Source organism: Halanaerobium saccharolyticum (assembly GCF_003053565.1).
Classification (GTDB): domain Bacteria; phylum Bacillota; class Halanaerobiia; order Halanaerobiales; family Halanaerobiaceae; genus Halanaerobium; species Halanaerobium saccharolyticum_B.
Map to the genome: position 1 here is coordinate 1 of NZ_QAXS01000034.1, position 18,789 is coordinate 18,789.

At 34.5% G+C, this 18,789-nt stretch carries 17 protein-coding genes; 1 reads left to right on the top strand and 16 read right to left on the bottom strand.

What is annotated here, in order from left to right:
• A partial coding sequence (locus tag C8C76_RS11775) for a transposase (RefSeq protein ID WP_146161867.1) occupies positions 1 to 720 on the top strand: 720 nt, incomplete at its 5' end.
• A gap of 238 nt (positions 721 to 958) precedes the next feature.
• Here the strand turns inward: C8C76_RS11775 and C8C76_RS11780 are convergent.
• The 16 genes from C8C76_RS11780 to C8C76_RS11850 form a co-directional block, all read right to left on the bottom strand.
• The gene (locus C8C76_RS11780) at positions 959 to 2,056 is read right to left on the bottom strand and encodes a DUF6765 family protein (RefSeq protein ID WP_146161868.1); all 1,098 of its coding nucleotides are present in this window, start codon (positions 2,054 to 2,056) and stop codon (positions 959 to 961) included.
• A gap of 171 nt (positions 2,057 to 2,227) precedes the next feature.
• The gene (locus C8C76_RS11785) at positions 2,228 to 2,836 is read right to left on the bottom strand and encodes a hypothetical protein (RefSeq protein ID WP_108141883.1); all 609 of its coding nucleotides are present in this window, start codon (positions 2,834 to 2,836) and stop codon (positions 2,228 to 2,230) included.
• A gap of 576 nt (positions 2,837 to 3,412) precedes the next feature.
• Positions 3,413 to 4,300, bottom strand: a complete 888-nt coding sequence (locus tag C8C76_RS11790) for a hypothetical protein (protein WP_108141885.1) — start codon at positions 4,298 to 4,300, stop codon at positions 3,413 to 3,415.
• Positions 4,301 to 4,431: 131 nt separating this feature from the next.
• A complete protein-coding gene (locus C8C76_RS11795) occupies positions 4,432 to 5,043 on the bottom strand; it encodes a hypothetical protein (RefSeq protein ID WP_243734061.1) in 612 nt (203 codons plus the stop codon).
• Between the two features lie 137 nt (positions 5,044 to 5,180).
• Positions 5,181 to 6,200 carry a hypothetical protein gene (locus C8C76_RS11800; protein ID WP_108141887.1) on the bottom strand — a complete coding sequence of 340 codons (1,020 nt, stop codon included), beginning with the start codon at positions 6,198 to 6,200 and terminating at the stop codon, positions 5,181 to 5,183.
• A 394-nt stretch (positions 6,201 to 6,594) separates the two neighbouring features.
• Positions 6,595 to 7,323 (bottom strand): sugar isomerase domain-containing protein, encoded by a 729-nt coding sequence (locus C8C76_RS11805; protein ID WP_108141889.1) that lies wholly within the window; start codon positions 7,321 to 7,323, stop codon positions 6,595 to 6,597.
• Positions 7,323 to 8,051, bottom strand: a complete 729-nt coding sequence (locus C8C76_RS11810) for a creatininase family protein (protein ID WP_108141891.1) — start codon at positions 8,049 to 8,051, stop codon at positions 7,323 to 7,325. The genes C8C76_RS11805 and C8C76_RS11810 overlap by 1 nt, the downstream gene beginning before the upstream one ends.
• Before the next feature lie 172 nt (positions 8,052 to 8,223).
• Positions 8,224 to 9,504 carry a PTS ascorbate transporter subunit IIC gene (locus C8C76_RS11815; RefSeq protein ID WP_181248216.1) on the bottom strand — a complete coding sequence of 427 codons (1,281 nt, stop codon included), beginning with the start codon at positions 9,502 to 9,504 and terminating at the stop codon, positions 8,224 to 8,226.
• 16 nt (positions 9,505 to 9,520) lie between these two features.
• Positions 9,521 to 9,799, bottom strand: coding sequence for a PTS sugar transporter subunit IIB (locus C8C76_RS11820; protein ID WP_108141895.1), 279 nt, complete (start codon positions 9,797 to 9,799; stop codon positions 9,521 to 9,523).
• The gene (locus C8C76_RS11825; protein WP_108141897.1) at positions 9,759 to 10,259 is read right to left on the bottom strand and encodes a PTS sugar transporter subunit IIA; all 501 of its coding nucleotides are present in this window, start codon (positions 10,257 to 10,259) and stop codon (positions 9,759 to 9,761) included. The genes C8C76_RS11820 and C8C76_RS11825 overlap by 41 nt, the downstream gene beginning before the upstream one ends.
• The gene (locus C8C76_RS11830; protein ID WP_108141899.1) at positions 10,259 to 11,086 is read right to left on the bottom strand and encodes a phosphotriesterase family protein; all 828 of its coding nucleotides are present in this window, start codon (positions 11,084 to 11,086) and stop codon (positions 10,259 to 10,261) included. The genes C8C76_RS11825 and C8C76_RS11830 overlap by 1 nt, the downstream gene beginning before the upstream one ends.
• Complete coding sequence (locus C8C76_RS11835; RefSeq protein WP_108141901.1) at positions 11,073 to 13,298, bottom strand: BglG family transcription antiterminator; 2,226 nt, start codon at positions 13,296 to 13,298, stop codon at positions 11,073 to 11,075. The genes C8C76_RS11830 and C8C76_RS11835 overlap by 14 nt, the downstream gene beginning before the upstream one ends.
• A 208-nt stretch (positions 13,299 to 13,506) precedes the next feature.
• Positions 13,507 to 14,136 (bottom strand): hypothetical protein, encoded by a 630-nt coding sequence (locus C8C76_RS15420; protein ID WP_258222540.1) that lies wholly within the window; start codon positions 14,134 to 14,136, stop codon positions 13,507 to 13,509.
• 32 nt (positions 14,137 to 14,168) lie between these two features.
• Positions 14,169 to 14,633 (bottom strand): aldo/keto reductase, encoded by a 465-nt coding sequence (locus C8C76_RS15425; protein ID WP_258222541.1) that lies wholly within the window; start codon positions 14,631 to 14,633, stop codon positions 14,169 to 14,171.
• 112 nt (positions 14,634 to 14,745) lie between these two features.
• The gene (locus C8C76_RS11845; RefSeq protein ID WP_108141903.1) at positions 14,746 to 15,615 is read right to left on the bottom strand and encodes a carbon-nitrogen hydrolase family protein; all 870 of its coding nucleotides are present in this window, start codon (positions 15,613 to 15,615) and stop codon (positions 14,746 to 14,748) included.
• 45 nt (positions 15,616 to 15,660) lie between these two features.
• Positions 15,661 to 18,762, bottom strand: coding sequence for an alpha-mannosidase (locus C8C76_RS11850; RefSeq protein WP_108141905.1), 3,102 nt, complete (start codon positions 18,760 to 18,762; stop codon positions 15,661 to 15,663).
• Positions 18,763 to 18,789: the final 27 nt, after the last annotated feature.

Genomic DNA, 18,789 nt, shown 5'->3' on the forward strand with positions numbered 1-18,789 from the left:
CCTAAAACCTGGTATCTAAAAAGAATCAGAGCAGATAGAGGATTTTTTGATCAGAAAAACTTTAGATACTGTGAAGATAACGGTATCGAATATGTGATCAAAGCTAAAATGCAAAATGGTGTCAAAAAAATTATTGATTATGTTAATGAAAATCCAGACCAATACCCCTGGGTTAAAATCGATAACACATTTAGTGTTACAGAAATTAGAGTTCCATTAAAAAGCTGGGATAGAGAGCGTAGATTTGTTTTAATCAAAAAATCGTTACCTAAAAGCAACAAAAATGGTCAGCTTCTTTTTGAAGAGTTCACCTATGAATATCAGGCCATAGTTACTAATGTTGACTATCTAACAGCTGAAGAAGTATTCAATGACTACAACCAACGCTGTAATATTGAAAACAAGATCGACGAGCTGAAAGAGGGTTTTGCTTTCGACCAAAACACTCAGATTAACCGCAAATGTAATGAGCTGTATTTACTGATTAAAATGATTGCTTTTAACCTTAATAACTGGTTTAAAAGAACTTTCTTGCCTGAAAGTATGCATCATCATGAAATAACAACGATCAGAAGGATATTTTACAAAATAGCAGGTAATATCTGCGGCAGCGGCTGGTACAAACACATCCGCTTTGCCCCAAATAAACTGCTGGAAAAAACAATTAAATATCTTAGAAAAGCACTAACAGATTTTAGAAAGAAGGTGGTGCTAAATTAAAACCACCAGTACAGTTTAGACTAATTTTTTAAGCTATGAAAACCATAGTTTAGTTAAGTGCGTCTAAAATCTGGAAGCTGGACAATTTATTTAACTGGCTATTTAAATTGAGACTAAATATTTAATTTTAATAGATTGAAATTATTTTTTAACGGCAAAAATCTAAAAAGAACTATTTTAACTTTTTACTTGCCGAATTCAAGTTAAATAAAAATAAAGGGGATAACTCCAAAACACCTTACCAGTTTGCTAACTCCAGCCTCTCAAACACCACCGGATCCAGCAGGTCTATAATCTCTTCCTGCATCTCCTTAACAGACTCCTGAAACTTAAACCAGTGGGTCTTCTGATAGGATTCACTTTTCCAGCTGTAACAGCTTTTTAAGAATTTAAAGTGCTTTGAAAAATAATCTAGACCCAGGCGCTGCCAGCTGCAGCTGCGGTCAATTTTTAAGAAGCCGGTATTTATTTTTACTGCCTCATTAAACCAGAGTGAAGGATCATAATCCTTTAACTTTTCTGCTCCATATTCTTTTTTTAAACTTAATTTTTGGCAGCAATTAAGCCGCCGCTTACGGCTGTTAACCTTAAACAACTCCGGGCACTCTGATTTTTTACCGATTGCCGCGGCCAGGTCAGCAAGCAATTCTTCTTTTTCAGATTCGATATCTGCTGCAGTGGCTGACGGATCCTTATGCTTTTTTAGCTCTTCAAAGATTCTGCCGGCTGCTTTTAAAAAGATCTCCTTATTATCCCGCCTGGAATTTGACCTACAGAGGCGCGGATCATGCCAGAGGGCATGAGGAATATCCGGTCGATGGCCGGCAGCTGCATGACCAATCTTATAAACTGATCGATCAAAGATTGAGCTCAACTTCTGCTGGATTCCCTCCACCAGATTAAACTCATCATAGTAGCCGACAAAATTCTGATGAGCAAAGCTGTCAGCAAATGAATGGATGGCCAGCCCTATTTTATATAAATTATTTGAGCTAAGTCCAAGTTTAAGCACCTGCCGGGCGTTTTTGCTGTCCGGGGTTGTATTTAAGAGGTGGAGCTTACCATCCCGGCGGCGGGCTGAATCGGCCAGAGGATCACCAGGAATAAAGTGAAAGACCGGATAAATGCGGAATAAATTTTTCTTTGGTCTGGTAATATTTTTAGTCTGCGAGATATAGTTGCTGTAAGCATGATTGGAGTTCTGATCAATATTATAGATTAAATCATTATCATCGATATACTGGCTCGAGTAAGCGATTATTTCTGCTTCCGCTGGCTTAAAACCGGCTCTGACAGTTATCAGATAGGTCATGTAATAATGAAATTCAATGTTCAATTTTATCACCTCGTTTTAGTCTTAAATTCTATTTCGAGTTCAGTTAAACTTTTCCTGCTTTTTAGTGAAAGTTTTCTCAAAATTATTCAGAATAAAAAGAGCAGCCTCTAATTTTTCTGAGAACTGCTCTTAAAAGTATCGCATATGACTATATTTAAATATGTTTATATACTATTGATGCTTTTCATTTTTCATAACATAAATATCCTTAGAATTTCTGGCCACCTCATTATTTAGATAATTGAAGACACTTTTTATCTCATTAATATCCGTTTTTAAAGCAGTCTGGCCAAGAGTCAAACGAACAGTTTGATCATAAATCATATCAAGTCGGTCATCCAATTTATCAAATCTTCCATCTACCTTATTGAATCTTTCACCTATCTCCCCAAATTTTCCATCCACTTTATTAAATCTCTCGTCTATTACTTCAAATCTTCCATCCACTTTATCAAATCTCTCGTCTATCTCATCAAACTTTCCATCTACTTTATCAAATCTATCGTCTATCTCCTCAAATTTTCCATCCACTTTATTAAATCTATCGTCTATTTCTTCAAATCTTCCATCTACTTTATCAAATCTCACGTCTATTTCATTAAATCTTCCATCTACTTTATTAAATCTCTCGTCTATCTCATCAAACTTTCCATCTATTTCTTCAAATTTATTATCTATTTTGTCAAATCTTCCATCTATTTCTTCAAACTTAGCGCTAAACTTATCATCAAGCTGACCAATACGATTTAGAATTTTATCTAAAGTTCCAGATTCGGGCATCTTTTCTACCCCTCCTCTCTTCGTATTCTCCATATATTATTATTATATCTTAAAATTATTGTGATTAGCAAATAAGATCTATAAATGTTTTACAAAATCCCAGCTTTTTCTCTAATCAAGCTCATCTAAAATATCTTTATGATCATTATAAACATCATCAAAAATTATATTATCAAAATCATCTTCATCTCCAAATACCAGGTAGCCATATCCACCTTCAATTAGATATTAGTTATATCTACTCTCTGAAATTTTATTTTTTTCAAGTGCTTCTTCAACTAATTCAGCATAGTCTGATATATCAATTTTGCTTTTATTTTTTTAGTAAGCCTTTTTTTAAGATGAAAATTTAGGGCTTCTCGGGGCATTAATAAATAAGAGGCAAAAGTATCAGCTTCTTTTTTATTTGTTGTAGACTAAAATTACCAGGAATTGCAAAGTAGTAGTCCCGAAAGTTGCAAACTAAAATTACCTGTTATTACTCAAAACTCAATGATCATAATTCAAACTATGTTGCATAAAAAAATCCCGGCAGCTTATTAGCCACCAGGAGTTAATTCTCAATTATTATATTTATTACTGTTTTAATGCTTCTTCTAATTCTTTTAAATCTTTAATCTTAGAAATTCTCCCACTTAACTCTTCTATTTTACTTATTTCTGCCTGGTCAATTAATTCCATTATTTTATCATTAGACCCTTCAAAATTACCCTTGATAAATTTTTTAAAAAGTTCTCTTTCTCCCTGCTTTTTTCCCTCTTTAATTCCTTCTTTTTTACCCTGCTCTTCTACATATTTAAAGAATTTTACCATTTTGTAATCCCTCCAGATTTCTGACATATCTTTGTCACTTAAAAATTTATCACTTAAAACGACAGTCAAAGCAACAAGATTGTTTTTTGAATTTTGCTCTATTTCCAGCTTTTCTTCCAATTTAATAGTTTCTTTGACTCGATCAACTATTTTCTGATCACTATTCATCAAAGGTAAAAAGATTAAGTCAAGATAATTTATCTTTTCCTTATTTTCAATTTTTGCTTTTAATTCTTCCAGTTTCTTTTTGCCATCTTTTTTAGACATATCTACAACAGTTGAGTTATAACCTAAGCTGCCACAGTTAAATCCTGCTGTAGAATCTGTATAGCCCTTAATACATAAAATTATCGTCCGAATTCTGTCTCTATATCTATTATACAACTTTAAGTCATAACTGGCAAAACGAATTAAGTCAGAAACCGAAATTTCTGCTTCTTCCTCCAAGTGAAGTATTGACCCATCTTCCAACATAAAATTTAAATCCAATAATTCTAAATTAGTTTCAATTTCAGCAAATTCAGTTTCTAGATAGGAGGCAATTCCAGGCAGCTCCACCTCTAAAAAATCAGCAATATCGTTCTTAAAAAGATTGAAAGAGTCTTTGAAAACAAAGTCATAGTTATGGGCCGTCACATCAAACTGCTGCATTAAATTTCCTCCTTTTCTAATTTTTATACTATATAAAGTATATCATAGAATAATTTGGAAATAAAGTAAAATATATTCTTAAAGCAAGAAAAATCCCAGCAGCTTAATTGCTAAACCACCGGGACTAATAATCAAATTATTTTCTTTTTCTCATTATTTTGAGATGCTGCATCCTTAAGCTGATCAATTTTCATTGCCAGTTTGCCCTGTTCAAGGCTTAGACGAGCAGTTTGATCGTGAATCTTATTTACAGTATAATTCAGCTCATCAAATTGATCACTGTGTTTTTTTAATGTTTTATTGATATTAAATAATTTAATATCCTGTTCTGCAAGCACATTATCCAGCTTATCAAAGCGTTTGTCATGGTCATTTAGTTTCATTTCAATATTATTAAATCGTTTGTCAATTTGATCAAAACGTTTATCGTGATTATCAAGTCTTTTATCTATCTGATCAAAGCGCTTATCGTGATCATCAAGTCTTTTATCTATCTGATCAAAGCGTTTATCATGCTCATCAAGTCTTTTGTCTATCTGATCAAAGCGCTTGTCATGTTCATCAAGCCTTATGTCAATCTGGTCAAAGCGCTTATCATGATCAGCAAGCTTTTTGTCAATTTTGTCAAAACGCTTATCGATTTGAGAAAATTTGCTATCCAATCTCTTATCAAGCTGGTCAAAACGATTAACAAACTCGTCAAATCGACTGACAAGTGTCTCTAAAATTTTAGCTTCTGGCATTTGATTCACCTGCCCTTCTTCCTATTCTCCAGATATTTATATTATACCGCATGCTGCTCCTGATTAGCAAACAATATTTGCCCTGATTTTTAGGAAAAGCTGCTCATTCTGAATAATACAGATTCTGGCAGCAATATTTAAATTTCATTGTATACTTCAGCTGGACTATGACCTTTTAAAACCCACTGCTTTGTATTATTATGAAAATCATTGATTAGCTTAATCAGTTCATCTTTTCCTGCAAAAATATCAATTTCGAAATCTTCGGCTAAAACTCGCACTATCTCTGCTGTACTGACATTATTATTAATCATCAGATAAAAACCAAAAAGAATTCTTTCTGCTTCTTCCTGAGGCAGCTTATAATCACGGGTTAATTTCTTTTTGAATCTTCTTTGGGCAAGGTTCCAGCTGGGATGACCCTTCTGATAAGCATTTTCTATTTCTTTTTTAGATGGAATATAATAATCTAAATCACTGCGTTCTTCTCTTTCAATAAGAATCTCAGGCGCGTCTTCAACTGCACCCAGAATAAAAAATGGACCAGCACTGTCAGCTAAAACCGAGAATTCTCCATATTCTAAAACTACATCTAAGGGATCAATTCTCCATTCAGGAGTCAGGTATCTCTCTAAAGAGTTATATAAAAGCTCGGGGCTTAAAATTCCATAATAAACTGCACTACCAACTGCATATTTAATATAACTGTCATTTAAACGAATTTGTTTTTTAATGCTTTTTTTGTTTAAAATAGATTTAATTTTACTTCTCAATTCCTCTGGTATGAGAAAGATAGCAGTCTCTTGATGCTGACCTAAAAATACTACTCCCCGGGCTTCAAAGTAATCTGCTATATAAAAAGTGAATTCATTAACTTCAATATAGGCTGCTGAATATTTTTCGCACTGCATAATTATTTCTTTTAAAAATTCAGTTTGTTCTGAGCCTAAATATTGAAGCCATGATTCTAAATTATCAGCAATTCGTTTAGTTAATTCCTGAATAAGCTCAGCTTTATTAAGCTGGCTAATGCCGTGAAAATCCCAGAGTTTTCTCATTTCATTCAGTTCATTTTTCGTTAAATTTGATAATAATTGATTATAGCCTGCATACGGTTCAATATTATCCAGTTCTTCAATCCATAAATTTTCTTTCATCAACTGAGCCCCCATTAGATTTTATTATTTTCTAACTATTAAACTACCACTACTTTTTTAAAACCATTTGCTGATGGTTGGCAATGTCGGGTTGAGCATCTCCAGCCCGGTATTTAAATATATTTATTAATAGCTTAATACAATTTTGCTTAAATGACAAGGGTTGTTAAAAGCTTCTTCATTTTTATTATTATCTAACAACATCTGATTCTGGATTTATTTCATCAAATAAAGAACTTACAACCTGGATCAAGTATAATTAATTGAAATATATAATAGAATAATTCGGAATAAAGTAAGATATATTTAATATTAATAATAAAAACCGCCCTAAATAGGACGGCAAATGAAAAATAATATTAAAAAATTAATTTTTAGGATCAAAACAAAAAAATTATAAATGTTTAATTCTATCTCCATATTTTTTGGCTAATTTCTTGTTTTCAGCATCTGCACCATCGATATTTCCGCTCCTATAAACCGGAAGCTCCATTCCTTTTTCCTTCATCAGAGCAATTGCCTCCGAGATGATGCTGTTCATAATATAGGAAGCGGCAATGGTTGAACCCGGAACTGCTTTTGTAACCTCAAAATCCACTACTGCATCACCATAGGGAGTATGGTTATCAAGCACATAATCGGCAACTTCAAATAGCCGCTTACCACTTTTGTGCCGGGAATCATTTGCCTTAGAATATTCCAGTGAAGTAAGGGCCACCACTTCCAGCCCCTCCTCTTTAGCTTTAAAGGCTGCATCAATCGGTACCGCATTCCGGCCGGAGTTGGAGACTACAATCATTAAATCCTTTGGCTGCAGGTCATAGTCATCCAGAATTACCTCACCTAAGCCTGACAGGCGCTCCATTTTAGTGCTTTTAATTGCACCACCATCGAGCATTACTCCAGGATCAAAAATTGGACTCATCACTGCCAGTCCACCTGCTCTGTAAAACACTTCTTCTGACAGCATATGCGAATGACCGGAGCCAAAAACATGAATTAGACCATCGTTTTCAACAGTTTCTACAAATTTTTGCGCGATCTTTTTTATATTAGCCTTTTCTTCTTCCTTTATTTCATCCAAAATTTCATCAATTTTTTCAGTATATCTTGCAAAAGACATCAGTCAACCTCCTTTTTAAAATTATTAACTATTTCTATGATTTTAGCCGTTATACCGGCAATTAACTGCTCCCCTTTATCAGCTGCTGCCGGGCTTGGATCACCAAGTACAGCCTTAGCGGTAATCTGATCCCAGGGCACAGAATAACTGCCAAAATAGTCGGGGATTTCCGGTCTATCAGCTTCTGCTTTGGACATATCCACCAGCTCACTGTTTATTTTAAGCATCATTGAAGTTTCAATCTCTTCGGCATGAAGATAGCTGGGATGGACTCTTTGTGTTTCAATATATTTCTGCTCCAGCTCTTTTAAGCCGGGATGAGTAAAACGAAGGAGCTTAAGATTATATTTTTCCTGAACTGCTCTTTCCGCCTTTTTGAGAGCAGTCTTATTGCCAAAATGTCCATTTATTATAATCAGTAATTTTACCTCATGTCGCTCCAAACTCTTAGCTATATCCTCTATTATCGAAATAATTGTTTGATCTTCTAATGAAATTGAGCCGGGAAAATTTCTTAAAGACCAGACCTGGCCAAAGGGAAGTAGAGGTAGAATTGGAGCATCCAGTCTTTCTGCCACTCTCCCGGCAATTTCTTCACTAATATAATTATCTGTTCCCAGAGGCAGATGATAACCATGAGCCTCAACCGCACCGATGGGAAGAATTACAATTTTGTTTTTTAACTTTTCTTCAGCCTGCTGCCAGTTCATTTCTGCTAATTTTTCCATAAAATTCACCTCTTTTTGAGCTCAGCTTTAATCAGCAAAGACTGGCATCTGCTAAGCTACAAATCACTCCAGTAATTTATAATAGAAAACACAAAAAGGGAATTCTAAACTCTAAAACTTAACTTTTTATAAAAGAAATCCCCTTTTTGTGTGATAAGTCTGCTGATTTTATTTAAGCAAATAAGCTCATAATCCACTTCAAGATAGAACCAAAGACAAACATATCCGTGTCTCCACCCCAGAGTATAAACTCAGTAACTGTATCCGGGATAATATATTTGATAAATATTGCCTGACCAAAGGTAATAATTGCACCGACAACAACACCGGCAATAATTGCACCTTTAACTCCACCAGTCTCATTACCAAAGACTCCAGCACCGGCGGCGTGAAAGAAGACACCAATCATTGGAGGAACAAAAACATAGAATCCGGTTGCACCCATTATTACCATGATTATTACCATAGTAACAAAGGAAGCTGCAAAACCAATGATAGTAGCGGCAGGAGCATAAGCATAAGTAACTGGTACATCAAGAGCCGGCTTAGAATTAGGAACTAATTTCTGAGAAATACCTCTAAAGGCAGGTACAATTTCTCCAATTAATAACTTAACTCCATGAAGCACAACTGCAATACCGGCACCAAAACGGAAACCTTTTAAAATTCCAAAGACAATGTGGTTTTTATTTCCAGAATATTCTCCTACAAATTCAGGTCCTGCTAAAAGGGCACCTAAACCATACATTAGCCCCATAACAAGAACAATAACAACATTGCTGTCTTTTAGGAAGCCAAAGCCTTCAGGCATTTTTAGATCTTCGGTATCATTTTCTTTATTACCAAAATGTTTACCTAAAATAGCTCCCAGCCAGGCACCGGTTGAGAAGGTGTGGCCGACGGCAAAATTATCTTTGCCCGTAAAGCTTTTAACGTATTTCTGTAAGTAAGCTGGCTGCAGGGTCCAGTAAGCTCCAAGTAAAACTGCTCCACTGATAATCATCCACATCTGGGAGACTCCCTGGCCAAAGACCTGAACAACTATTCCGGCATAAACAAAACTAACCCAGAACATCATGTGTCCTGTTAGATAAATATATTTAAACTTAGTAATTCTGGCTAATAAAACATTAACTAAAAATCCAAAGGTCATAATCAGAGTAACGGCTCCACCATATTCACCTAAAAAACTATTGGTTGACATTCCACCAACTTCTGCACTTCCGGTCATTCCAAATACTTCCTGCCAGATAGGACCAAAAGCACCTAAGGAATTACCAATTAAAGTTGAACCACCCTGAATAATCATAAAACCAAGAATAGTTTTTACAGTTCCAGTAACAACATCACTGGCGCTTTTTTTCTGTAATAATAGTCCGGTAAGGGCAATTAAACCAATTAAACTTGCTGGTTCTCTAAAGACATTATTAGCAATCCATCTTGCCACAGCAATTAAGCCATCCATTATATTATTCCCCCTTTTCTTCTAAAAAGTCCTGGATTTTAGATTTTATTTCTTCATTATCCATAAAATCAGAAACGGTGATTACAGGAACTTCAAAACCTTCCAGCGCATCCTCATGGAATTCTCCTGCTAGAATAAGGTCGGCACCTGAGTTTTTAGCAGTACTTATATTACTGTTATCTACATCAGCATCAAGACCGATTTCATCTATAACATCCTGGACATTCATCTTTAAAATAAGACTACTGCCCTGACCTGCTCCGCATACTGTTAGAATCTTCATTACTCTCACCTCCTTCATCATAGCTTTTAAAATAAGCAAGCAATTCTTTTTTAGAATCAACCTCTTTGATATAATTTACATTCTTTTTATCCTTTAAAAATTCTGCCAGCTCGCTTAACATCTGAGTATGGGAGCTGTCATCGGCAGCACAGAAGCTGATTACTACTTTAACCGGATCATTTTTGGAATGGCCAAAGTTCACCGGTTCTTTTAGGGTTAAAAGACTTAAGCCATTTTCTTTGGCACCTTTTTCCGGACGGGCATGAGGCAGCGCAAGGCCCGGAGTAATTACAATATAGGCACCTTTATCTTTTACCATCTCTATCATAGCATCTATATACTCAGCTTCTATTAAATCATTGGCTTCTAAAATACTGCCCGATTTTTTTATTGCCTCTTTCCAGTCTGCAACTTCAGCACCTAAAATGATATTATCTTTAGTTAAATATTCTGAGATCATCAATTACCCTCCCCACTGCGGAATGGTAAAAATCTTTTTGGATTATCAATAAAGATTGTATCTATCTGCTCCTGACTAAATCCTTCTCTTTTTAGTCTTGGAATAAATTTATTTTGAATATACTCCCAGCCGGGTCCACCTCCATAGGATTTTAGATATGATTTTCTTCCCATATCATTGGAGATAAAGAGCTGATTTAGAAATCCATCATCAACTAATTTTTTGAGCATATCTATTCTCTTCTGATCTGCATAGTATTTTATTTTAGAAGGACCGTCATACATGATATTGGCTCCTCTTTCTAAGGCCCGCCTGTGATAACCATAATCTAAGTTTCTATCCATATGGATTAAAACAACTCGGGAGAGATCGACTCCCTCACGCTCAAAGATATCCAGCTGCTCTAATCCCATTGTTCCCATTTCGGTGTGGGTCTGGACTGGAGCACCGGTTACCAGCTGAGCCTGGGCGGCTGCCACAAAGGTTTTTTCCTCGGACTTCGTGATATTATTATAATCACTGCCGGCCTTTAAAATTCCGGCCTTCATCTCAGTGCCTTCAATACCTTCGGTTGCCTCCCTTATCAGAAGTTCGGTCAGCTCATCGACAGAATAATTGTGAACCCAGTCTTCAAAAAAGATACCTCTGTTAAAACCTGAGGTTGCTAAAATATTAATGTCAGTTCTCTCTGCAATTTTAGCCATCTGATCAATATTGCGGCCGTAATCTATGGTAGTTCCATCTACAAAGGTATTAACTTCTGTTTTTTCCAGTCTTCTCAGCTCTTCTACCTCAATTTCTCCTGTTAAAGTATTAATTTTTTTCATTTTGATCCTCCTTTTGGGTTAGCAGTTCTATAATTTTTTGCTTATTATTGAGTGAAATTATTTTATCCATAAATTCTTTATTGTATAGCTTATTAATCAGACTGCTTAAGGCCTTAATGTCCTTATTTTTGTCGGGAGAAGCAAAGGCAATTACTATCTGCACCGGATCATTTTCGGGATGATTAAATTCAACCGCTTCTCTGAGAGTTATTAAACTCAGACCAAAATTATTTACTCCTTCTTCCGGACTGGCATGGACTAAGGCAACTCCCGGAATGATCACCACATAAGGACCTCGCTTTTCAATGTTTTTTATCATATTTTCTATATAAATTTCATCAATATAATTCTGCTTGAGCAGCAGTTGACCACTTTTTTCTACAGCCTGTTTCCAGTCTGCTGCCTCAACTTCTGTCTTCAGCAGAGATGGCTTTAAAATACTTTCTAAATCAGAGCTTTCGTCTATTTCTTTTTCCTCATCTTCTTTTGGCTTTAGATGTTTTTTGAACAGTTTTTCTAACTTATTTCTAAACTCTTTTTTATCTTTTAACTGAAAGTTATCAGAAGCTGATTCTACCAGCTCTGCTGCCATTTCTTTTAAATTAGCAGGCTTTTTATTTTGACTGCTGCTGTCCTTAGCTGTGGAATTGTTTTGATAAATTTTTTGATTATAAAGTTCTATTATTAGCTCTTCTATATTTTCTATATCCTCTTCTTTAAGCAGAGGATTAACCTGAACATTTTTTAATTCAATCTCCGGCAGCTCAATGGTCGAAATTATAAAGTCTATTTCGTTCAGCTTAAAATCATTGTATTCTATATCATGATAGGAATAGCTGTCTACGATCTCCAGATTGGAAAATTCATTTTTTATTCTCTCTGCCAGAATCTGAGTGGTTCCAATCCCGGTACTGCAGACTAAGGCTGCTTTTAGCTTCTGGGCAGCAGCGGGTTTGATATTTTTCCTTTCGACTGCTGCTCCAATGTGCATGGCAATAAAGCCAATTTCTTCTTCACTAATTTCTCCCTGGATTTCAGTCTGTACCACTCCGGCTGCAATTTTAGAAGCACGATAAATTTCAGGATACTTATCTTTTATATCATTTACCAGCTGGTTTTCTATATTCAAATTGTATTTAATTCTATTTAAGGTCGGCTTTAGATGCAGGGCCAGACCGTAAATCAAATCCTGGTCATTGGTCAGGTTTAAGTTTAAAATTCTGCCGGCTATTTCTACCAGCTGATAGGTTAAGTTTAATAACCTGTCGTCAAATAACTTATTATTATCAAAGTCAACCTCACCTTTTCTTCTAAACTTGGCTCCCAGCAGGTGGAGGGTAATATAGCCGATTTCTGATTCGGGGATTTCCAGTTCAAATTTATCCTCCAGCTGTGCTACTATTTTCCCTGCAATTTCAAATTCTTTTTTCTTTTTTAAAAGCAGAAGCTGACGGGAGTTCATATTAATATCTTTATTCTTTAAAATCCGCTGGACTGCAATTACTATATGCAGAACCAGGGCCGAAAAGGCAGCATCTGTAAAAGAAAAATCCAGTTTCTTTTCTATGCGGCGGATAATATCTTTAATAGTTTTAACCTGAGAGCTGTTGATTAAGTTTAAAAGTTCCTGATAGGAACTAATAAAAGAAGATATATTATTCTTTTTCTTAAATAAGTTTAAAATACTACTAGTATCTTCTCTAGAACTGCTTTCTTCCAAAAAATCAAAGACTGCTCTGCGCCAGTTATCCTCATAGCCTCGGATTTCAATACCATAGTTTGGTTTTCTCAACAGTTCTAAATTTCTATGCTGCAGCCAATTTTCTACCTTATTTAAGTCATTAATAATTGTTCCTTCGCTGACATCAAGATTTATTTCAAATTCTTTGATTATTACCGGCTCGTCTCTTTCCAAAAGTTCTTTTAAAATAAGCTGCTGTCTTTCTTCAGGAGTATAGGCTCTTTTATAATCAAGTTCCATATCTAGAATATTTGTTAATTTATCCTCAGCAGAATCTTTTAAATAAATTCCCACTCCCTGTTTGCGCTGCAGTTTAAGTCCATTTTCATTCAGCCAGCTTTCTATTTTATCTAAATCATAACGAATGGTTCGCGGACTAACCTCTAACTGCCGGGCAAGTTCTTTAATTACCAAAGGACTGTCACTTTTTATTAATTTTTTTAGAATTTCATTCTCTCTATTTTTTGGCATATTTTACTCCTTAATTTAATTACTTTAATATGGCAGTTCTAAAGTGACTGAATATTTTTTCTTTGTCAATTATATTGTAACCCCCAAGATTAGTGAATTCAATAACTCATTACCACAAATTATTTCGTAATTAATAACGGCAAAATTATAATAATAAAAAAAGTCTGGCACTTAAAATAGACATTAGTTTAAGTACCAGACTTATTATTTAATTCATGATCTCACTTTCACCTAATTTATAATCCACTATTTCCAGCTTGTTCTTGATATCAAGTCCATATCTGCAGGCTTTAAATTCAGCCGCTTTATCCAGCAGGTCAGCTGCTTTTAATTCCAGCTTCTGATAGCGAACTTCTGCCAGTTCTCTGTCACCAAACCAGAAGCGGAGGCGGTCCCGCAGAGCATATTCAGCAGGGTTTCGGGGCCTGCCGTCATACATCTGACGGTCAAAATAACCTTCCATTCTAAATACAGCTTTCAGGTCTTCCCCAAATTCTTTAGAAACACTGCACTGATCACACTGGCGGCAGATATAATCTCCCAACTCTTCAGCATTGGCAAATAGTTCTTCTTTTTCAGCCTCAGTCAGCGGCTCAAACTCCTCTGCCAGTTTTAAGTCCATCTCCAGCATCTCCTGGTTATTCATCCCTGTTACTACAGCATCAACCGGCAGTGAAAAAACATAGCGAAAGGCATCTTCTACATTCTGCCACAGAAATCCGTCAGCAAGGGGCTTCATGCAGAGTGTTCCTATCTCCTTTTCTTTAACCAGCGGCAGCAGCTGATCCTCTAATTTAGGGAAGTTGAATTTGTCAAAATAATTGAAGTGAGTCATCATCACCTCAAATTCGCCAGTTTTTAAGGCTTTAATTAAAACATCAGGCTGGCCGTGAGCTGTAATCCCAATATGTTAATATGTTTAACTTTCCCCATTTCTTTTGCTTTTTTGGCAGCTTCCAGTGAGCCGCCTGGCTTTAAAATCGCCTCCAAATCTGCCTCATCACCAACACCATGCATAAAAATTATGTCAAGGTGGTCTGTCTGCAGATTTTTAAGACTGCGGTCTATTTCTGCCATTGCGCCCTCAGCATCTCTGACTCCAGTTTTACTGGCCAGAACAAGCTCATCCCGCCTGTTTTTAACTATTTCCCCGATCTTTTTTTCTGACTCACCATCACCATAAGAAGCTGCTATTTCCAGATAATTTCCACCTCGATCTAAATAAGTGGTCAATAAATCTGCAGCCCTGTCAGCCGGTATTTCTATTAGGTGAAAGCCGCCAAAACCAAGCAGACTAACTTCCAGGCCGGTTTTTCCAAGTTTTCTTTTTTCCATAAAAAAGTGCCTCCTAATTTAATAGTTTAAACCTATTATTTAAGATTCTTTAACTATTATACTTATTTTTTTATAATTAATTCATTAATGATGAAAACATAGTTAACTACTTTTAAGTAATCTCTTTAGCACTTTTATACAAATCTTCATAAAAATCTAACCGTATATCTCTTAATACGGGAAAATAAGGGCGAAATTCACGTGTTCGTTCATAATCTATTGTACCCATAACCAGGTCTTCTTTGTCATAATCAGCTTTACAGATAATAGGTTCTCCTGGCACTTTTGTGTCTTTATCACCTGGACCAATTATAGTACTTCCACCCCAGTATTCTGTGTCTCCTTCTTTTCCACCTAAATTACAATAGGCATACCAAATAGCATTTTCCATTGCCCTGGCTTTTACTAAAGGTTCAAATATATCCTTTTCAAATGAGGGAGAACCAGATATCCCAACCAGGATATCTGCTCCCTTCAAAGTTAAGAGTCTTGAGATTTCTGGAAAATAAATATCATAGCATACCATCATTCCTATCTTACCAATCTTTGTTTCAAATACTGGACTTTTTGATCCAGCTCTAAAATATCTTCGATCAGGAAAAGCACCTGGTCCAACTTTATCAGTTGCATGTCCAGGCAGGGTATGTTTTCTCCATTTACCAATATAACCTTCGGGCCCAACTAAAACTGCATCATTATACAATACACCGTCAATACCTTTTTCTGGCATTCCCCAAATCACATATATGTCGTTAGTTTTTGCTATTTCCTCAAACTTTTCTACAGTAGGACCTGGTATCTTTTCAGAAATATTAAAGAAATCATCTCCACAATTATAACCTGTAAGTGATAATTCTGGGAAAATAATCAAATTAACATTCTGATTAGAAGCTTTTTTAATATAATTTTTCATTTTTTTAAAATTATCTTCTTTTTTCAAAGTACTTGGCTCAATCTGTCCCAAAGCAATTTTTACCTTCATACTTTTAATCTCCTTCGTTAATTTAGTTTATTTATGATTAAAATACTATCCTAATTTGATTTTGAATGTTTTAATTTCATATGGTTTTATGCTAAATTCAAATTCAAATTCGTTATTTTCAAGTTCTTTTATATTTTCTTCAACTAAATTAGATTCATGGACAGATTTAATTCTGTTATCTAGTTTTACTTTCACAGTATCTCTTCTATTACCATATTCATAAAATCTTAAAATTAATTCATCACTATATTCAGCTTTTTTAACAGTTTCTAAAATTGTACTCTGTTCCTTAATTTCTATAAATGACTTCTCAGTTGGTTCAGTACCATTTCTCCCCTCAACTTTAACATTTTGAACAGGATAATTTAACTCATAAGCTTCCTTTGTAGTTCCAGCTTCAAACCAGCTTCCTCCATGAGGATAAAGACTATAAGTAAATGAATGATGACCTTGATCAGCTTCAGGATCAGGATAAACACCAGATTTAATTAATGTTAGGCGCATTGTTTGATCTTTAATATCATATCCATATTTACTGTCATTTAAAAGACTTACTCCATAATCTCCCTCTGACAAATCTGCCCACTTATGTCCAACAACTTCAAATTTAGCATAATCCCAGCTTGTGTTCCAGTGGGTATTTCTCTCCACATTCCCAAATTGAATTTCATAATTAGCTTTAGTTGTTCTTACATCAATAGGAAAGGCAGTTTTTAGAAGTATTTGTTCTTCTTTCCAGTCAACTTCTGTCTTAAAATCAATACGTCTCTTATCAGCATAGACAATCATATCCTGTTTAATTATCGAATCCAAAAATCTCCATTCTAACTTGACAACCACTTTATCATTTTCTTGTTTAATTTTCATTTCTTTTAAATCATTAACGATGTATTCTTTATCTTGGTAATAAACGTCTATATCCCAGGCATTAAATCTCATAGGACGATCTTCAAAAGCCTGTAATAAATTAGCTGTACCGTTTTCAGTAATTACTTCTCGCTTATATTCTTTATCATATAATGAAACAATTTGACCCTTATCATTTATTTTTATCTTATAAAATTTATTTTCAATTAAGTTAGCTTCAACTTTTAATTCCTCTACTGATGTTTTTTCAGAACTCTTTTTTATTCTTTTACTATTCATAATAACTGGCTCTGATTTATCTTCATCAATTTCAAAAGAATAATATCCATTTGCAGGAATTGATTTAATTTCGTACTCCTTATTATTTAGCTCTATATAAGCATCTCTTGACCAGGGAAGGGAATTATAGACAACAACTTTTCCTCCATTTCCTTCTACTTGATATGCAATCTCTTCTAAACTTTTATTTAATAAGGTTTCTGTTTCATTAAATAATTCTTTAAATTCTGCCCTAGAATCTTCATAAACTTCCTTGATTGAAGAACCAGGTAAGATATCATGAAATTGGTTCTTCAGTACAGTCTCCCAGTTTTCATTAATCTTTTCTGCGGGATATTCTAATTCATTATTTAATGAACTAAAATTATTAAATAATTCTACATCATGAAGCATTATTTCAGCTTTACGGTTATTCTTTTTAACTTCAGCCTGTGAGGTATATGTTCCACGATGGTATTCTAAATATAATTCACCATCCCAGACAGGTAGCTCTTTCTCTTTTTCCATCTTATCTGCCAGGTCTTTAAAATAATCCTCTGACTTACCAAAACTAACTTCGGGCATTCCAGGAACTTCCTGCATTTTTTTGCCTGACTCTATCATTTTTCTAGTAGGTCCACCACCACCATCACCCCATCCAAAAGCTAACAGAAGATCATCATTTAAATCTTTTTGTCTGTAATTATCCCAAATCCCTTTAGTTGATTCAGGATTTAATATTCCATTGTAAGTATAAAAAGGTGAATCATTGTGAATTTCAGGAGTTGTAATAAAATGAGTTAAAACTTCTGTTCCATCTATACCTCTCCAGGTAAATGTATCATATTCAGGTCGATTAAATTGGCTCCAACTTATTTTTGTAGTCATAAAATATTCCATACCACTTTTTTTAATTATTTGAGGTAATGCCCATGAGTAACCAAAGACATCCGGAAGCCATAATATATTCCAATCAACATCAAATTCTTCTTTAATAAATTTCTTTCCATGTAAAAACTGTCTAACAAGAGATTCTCCTGAGGTAACATTACAGTCAGCTTCAACCCACATGCCACCTGTAACTTCCCATTTACCTTCTTTTATTTTTTCTTTAATTTTAGCATAAATTTCAGGATAATCTTCTTTTATAAATTTATATAGTTGAGGCATTGTTTGTACATAAGTATATTCAGGATATTCATCCATTAACTTCAATACTGTCGAAAATGTTCGAGAACATTTTTCTCGAGTATGAAGAAGTTGCCACAACCAGGCTACATCAATATGTGAATGTCCAACTGCAGTAATTTTAGGTAAATTTTCTTTACTTTTTAATTCTTGAAGGCCTTCTTTTAAAAAACTATTCGCCGCTTCAGCACTTTGTAAAAACTTATCAGAATTAGCTTTTCTAAAATCTAGAATATTTATAGCTTTATCCAAAACTCTTAATAATTTTTCTCTTAAATCTTCTCCCTCTTCCATAGTTTTAATAGATTCAAAAACTATTTTAGCTCTCTGATAAAAGTCTTCTAAAATTCTATCACGATAAATTAAAGCTGCTTCCTTAAAGACATGCTTTTTTTCTTCTAAACCACTAAATGCTTTAATAGATATTTCCAGTTCTGAATTAGAACTTAATTCTTTTTTACTTAAATAAACTAAAGAATGACTTCTATCTAATCCCTGTAATGGTTGCCCGTTAAGATAAAGTAATGACTCTGAACCACTTAAATTTCCGAAATGTCCTGCACCTGGAATGATTTTTAGATAAACTTTCCCCTTTTCTAAATCCCAATCTTTAGGCACTTGAACTTTGGAATTAAACCATTTAGCTTCATTTTCTCCTCCCCATCTTTCACCAACAGTAAGTTTTTCTGAAGTCATGTTTGTAAAACTAGGTAACTTTTTATTTTCTAATTCTGCTGAATAAACCTCAAATTCATTAATCTTAATACGATCCTGAACCAAATTTTCTCTTAGATCTTTTAAATACCTTTCAATTTTTCCTTTTTTCATGAACATATTTTATCACTCCATTTTTTTATTTTA

Excerpts from the sequence above, each read along its gene's own strand:
- C8C76_RS11785 (WP_108141883.1), bottom strand. The coding sequence starts at position 2,836 with ATGCCCGAATCTGGAACTTTAGATAAAATTCTAAATCGTATTGGTCAG.
- C8C76_RS11790 (WP_108141885.1), bottom strand. The coding sequence starts at position 4,300 with ATGCAGCAGTTTGATGTGACGGCCCATAACTATGACTTTGTTTTCAAA.
- C8C76_RS11795 (WP_243734061.1), bottom strand. The coding sequence starts at position 5,043 with ATGCCAGAAGCTAAAATTTTAGAGACACTTGTCAGTCGATTTGACGAG.
- C8C76_RS11800 (WP_108141887.1), bottom strand. The coding sequence starts at position 6,200 with ATGAAAGAAAATTTATGGATTGAAGAACTGGATAATATTGAACCGTAT.
- C8C76_RS11805 (WP_108141889.1), bottom strand. The coding sequence starts at position 7,323 with ATGTCTTTTGCAAGATATACTGAAAAAATTGATGAAATTTTGGATGAA.
- C8C76_RS11810 (WP_108141891.1), bottom strand. The coding sequence starts at position 8,051 with ATGGAAAAATTAGCAGAAATGAACTGGCAGCAGGCTGAAGAAAAGTTA.
- C8C76_RS11820 (WP_108141895.1), bottom strand. The coding sequence starts at position 9,799 with ATGAAGATTCTAACAGTATGCGGAGCAGGTCAGGGCAGTAGTCTTATT.
- C8C76_RS11825 (WP_108141897.1), bottom strand. The coding sequence starts at position 10,259 with ATGATCTCAGAATATTTAACTAAAGATAATATCATTTTAGGTGCTGAA.
- C8C76_RS11830 (WP_108141899.1), bottom strand. The coding sequence starts at position 11,086 with ATGAAAAAAATTAATACTTTAACAGGAGAAATTGAGGTAGAAGAGCTG.
- C8C76_RS11835 (WP_108141901.1), bottom strand. The coding sequence starts at position 13,298 with ATGCCAAAAAATAGAGAGAATGAAATTCTAAAAAAATTAATAAAAAGT.
- C8C76_RS15420 (WP_258222540.1), bottom strand. The coding sequence starts at position 14,136 with ATGATGACTCACTTCAATTATTTTGACAAATTCAACTTCCCTAAATTA.
- C8C76_RS15425 (WP_258222541.1), bottom strand. The coding sequence starts at position 14,633 with ATGGAAAAAAGAAAACTTGGAAAAACCGGCCTGGAAGTTAGTCTGCTT.
- C8C76_RS11845 (WP_108141903.1), bottom strand. The coding sequence starts at position 15,615 with ATGAAGGTAAAAATTGCTTTGGGACAGATTGAGCCAAGTACTTTGAAA.
- C8C76_RS11850 (WP_108141905.1), bottom strand. The coding sequence starts at position 18,762 with ATGTTCATGAAAAAAGGAAAAATTGAAAGGTATTTAAAAGATCTAAGA.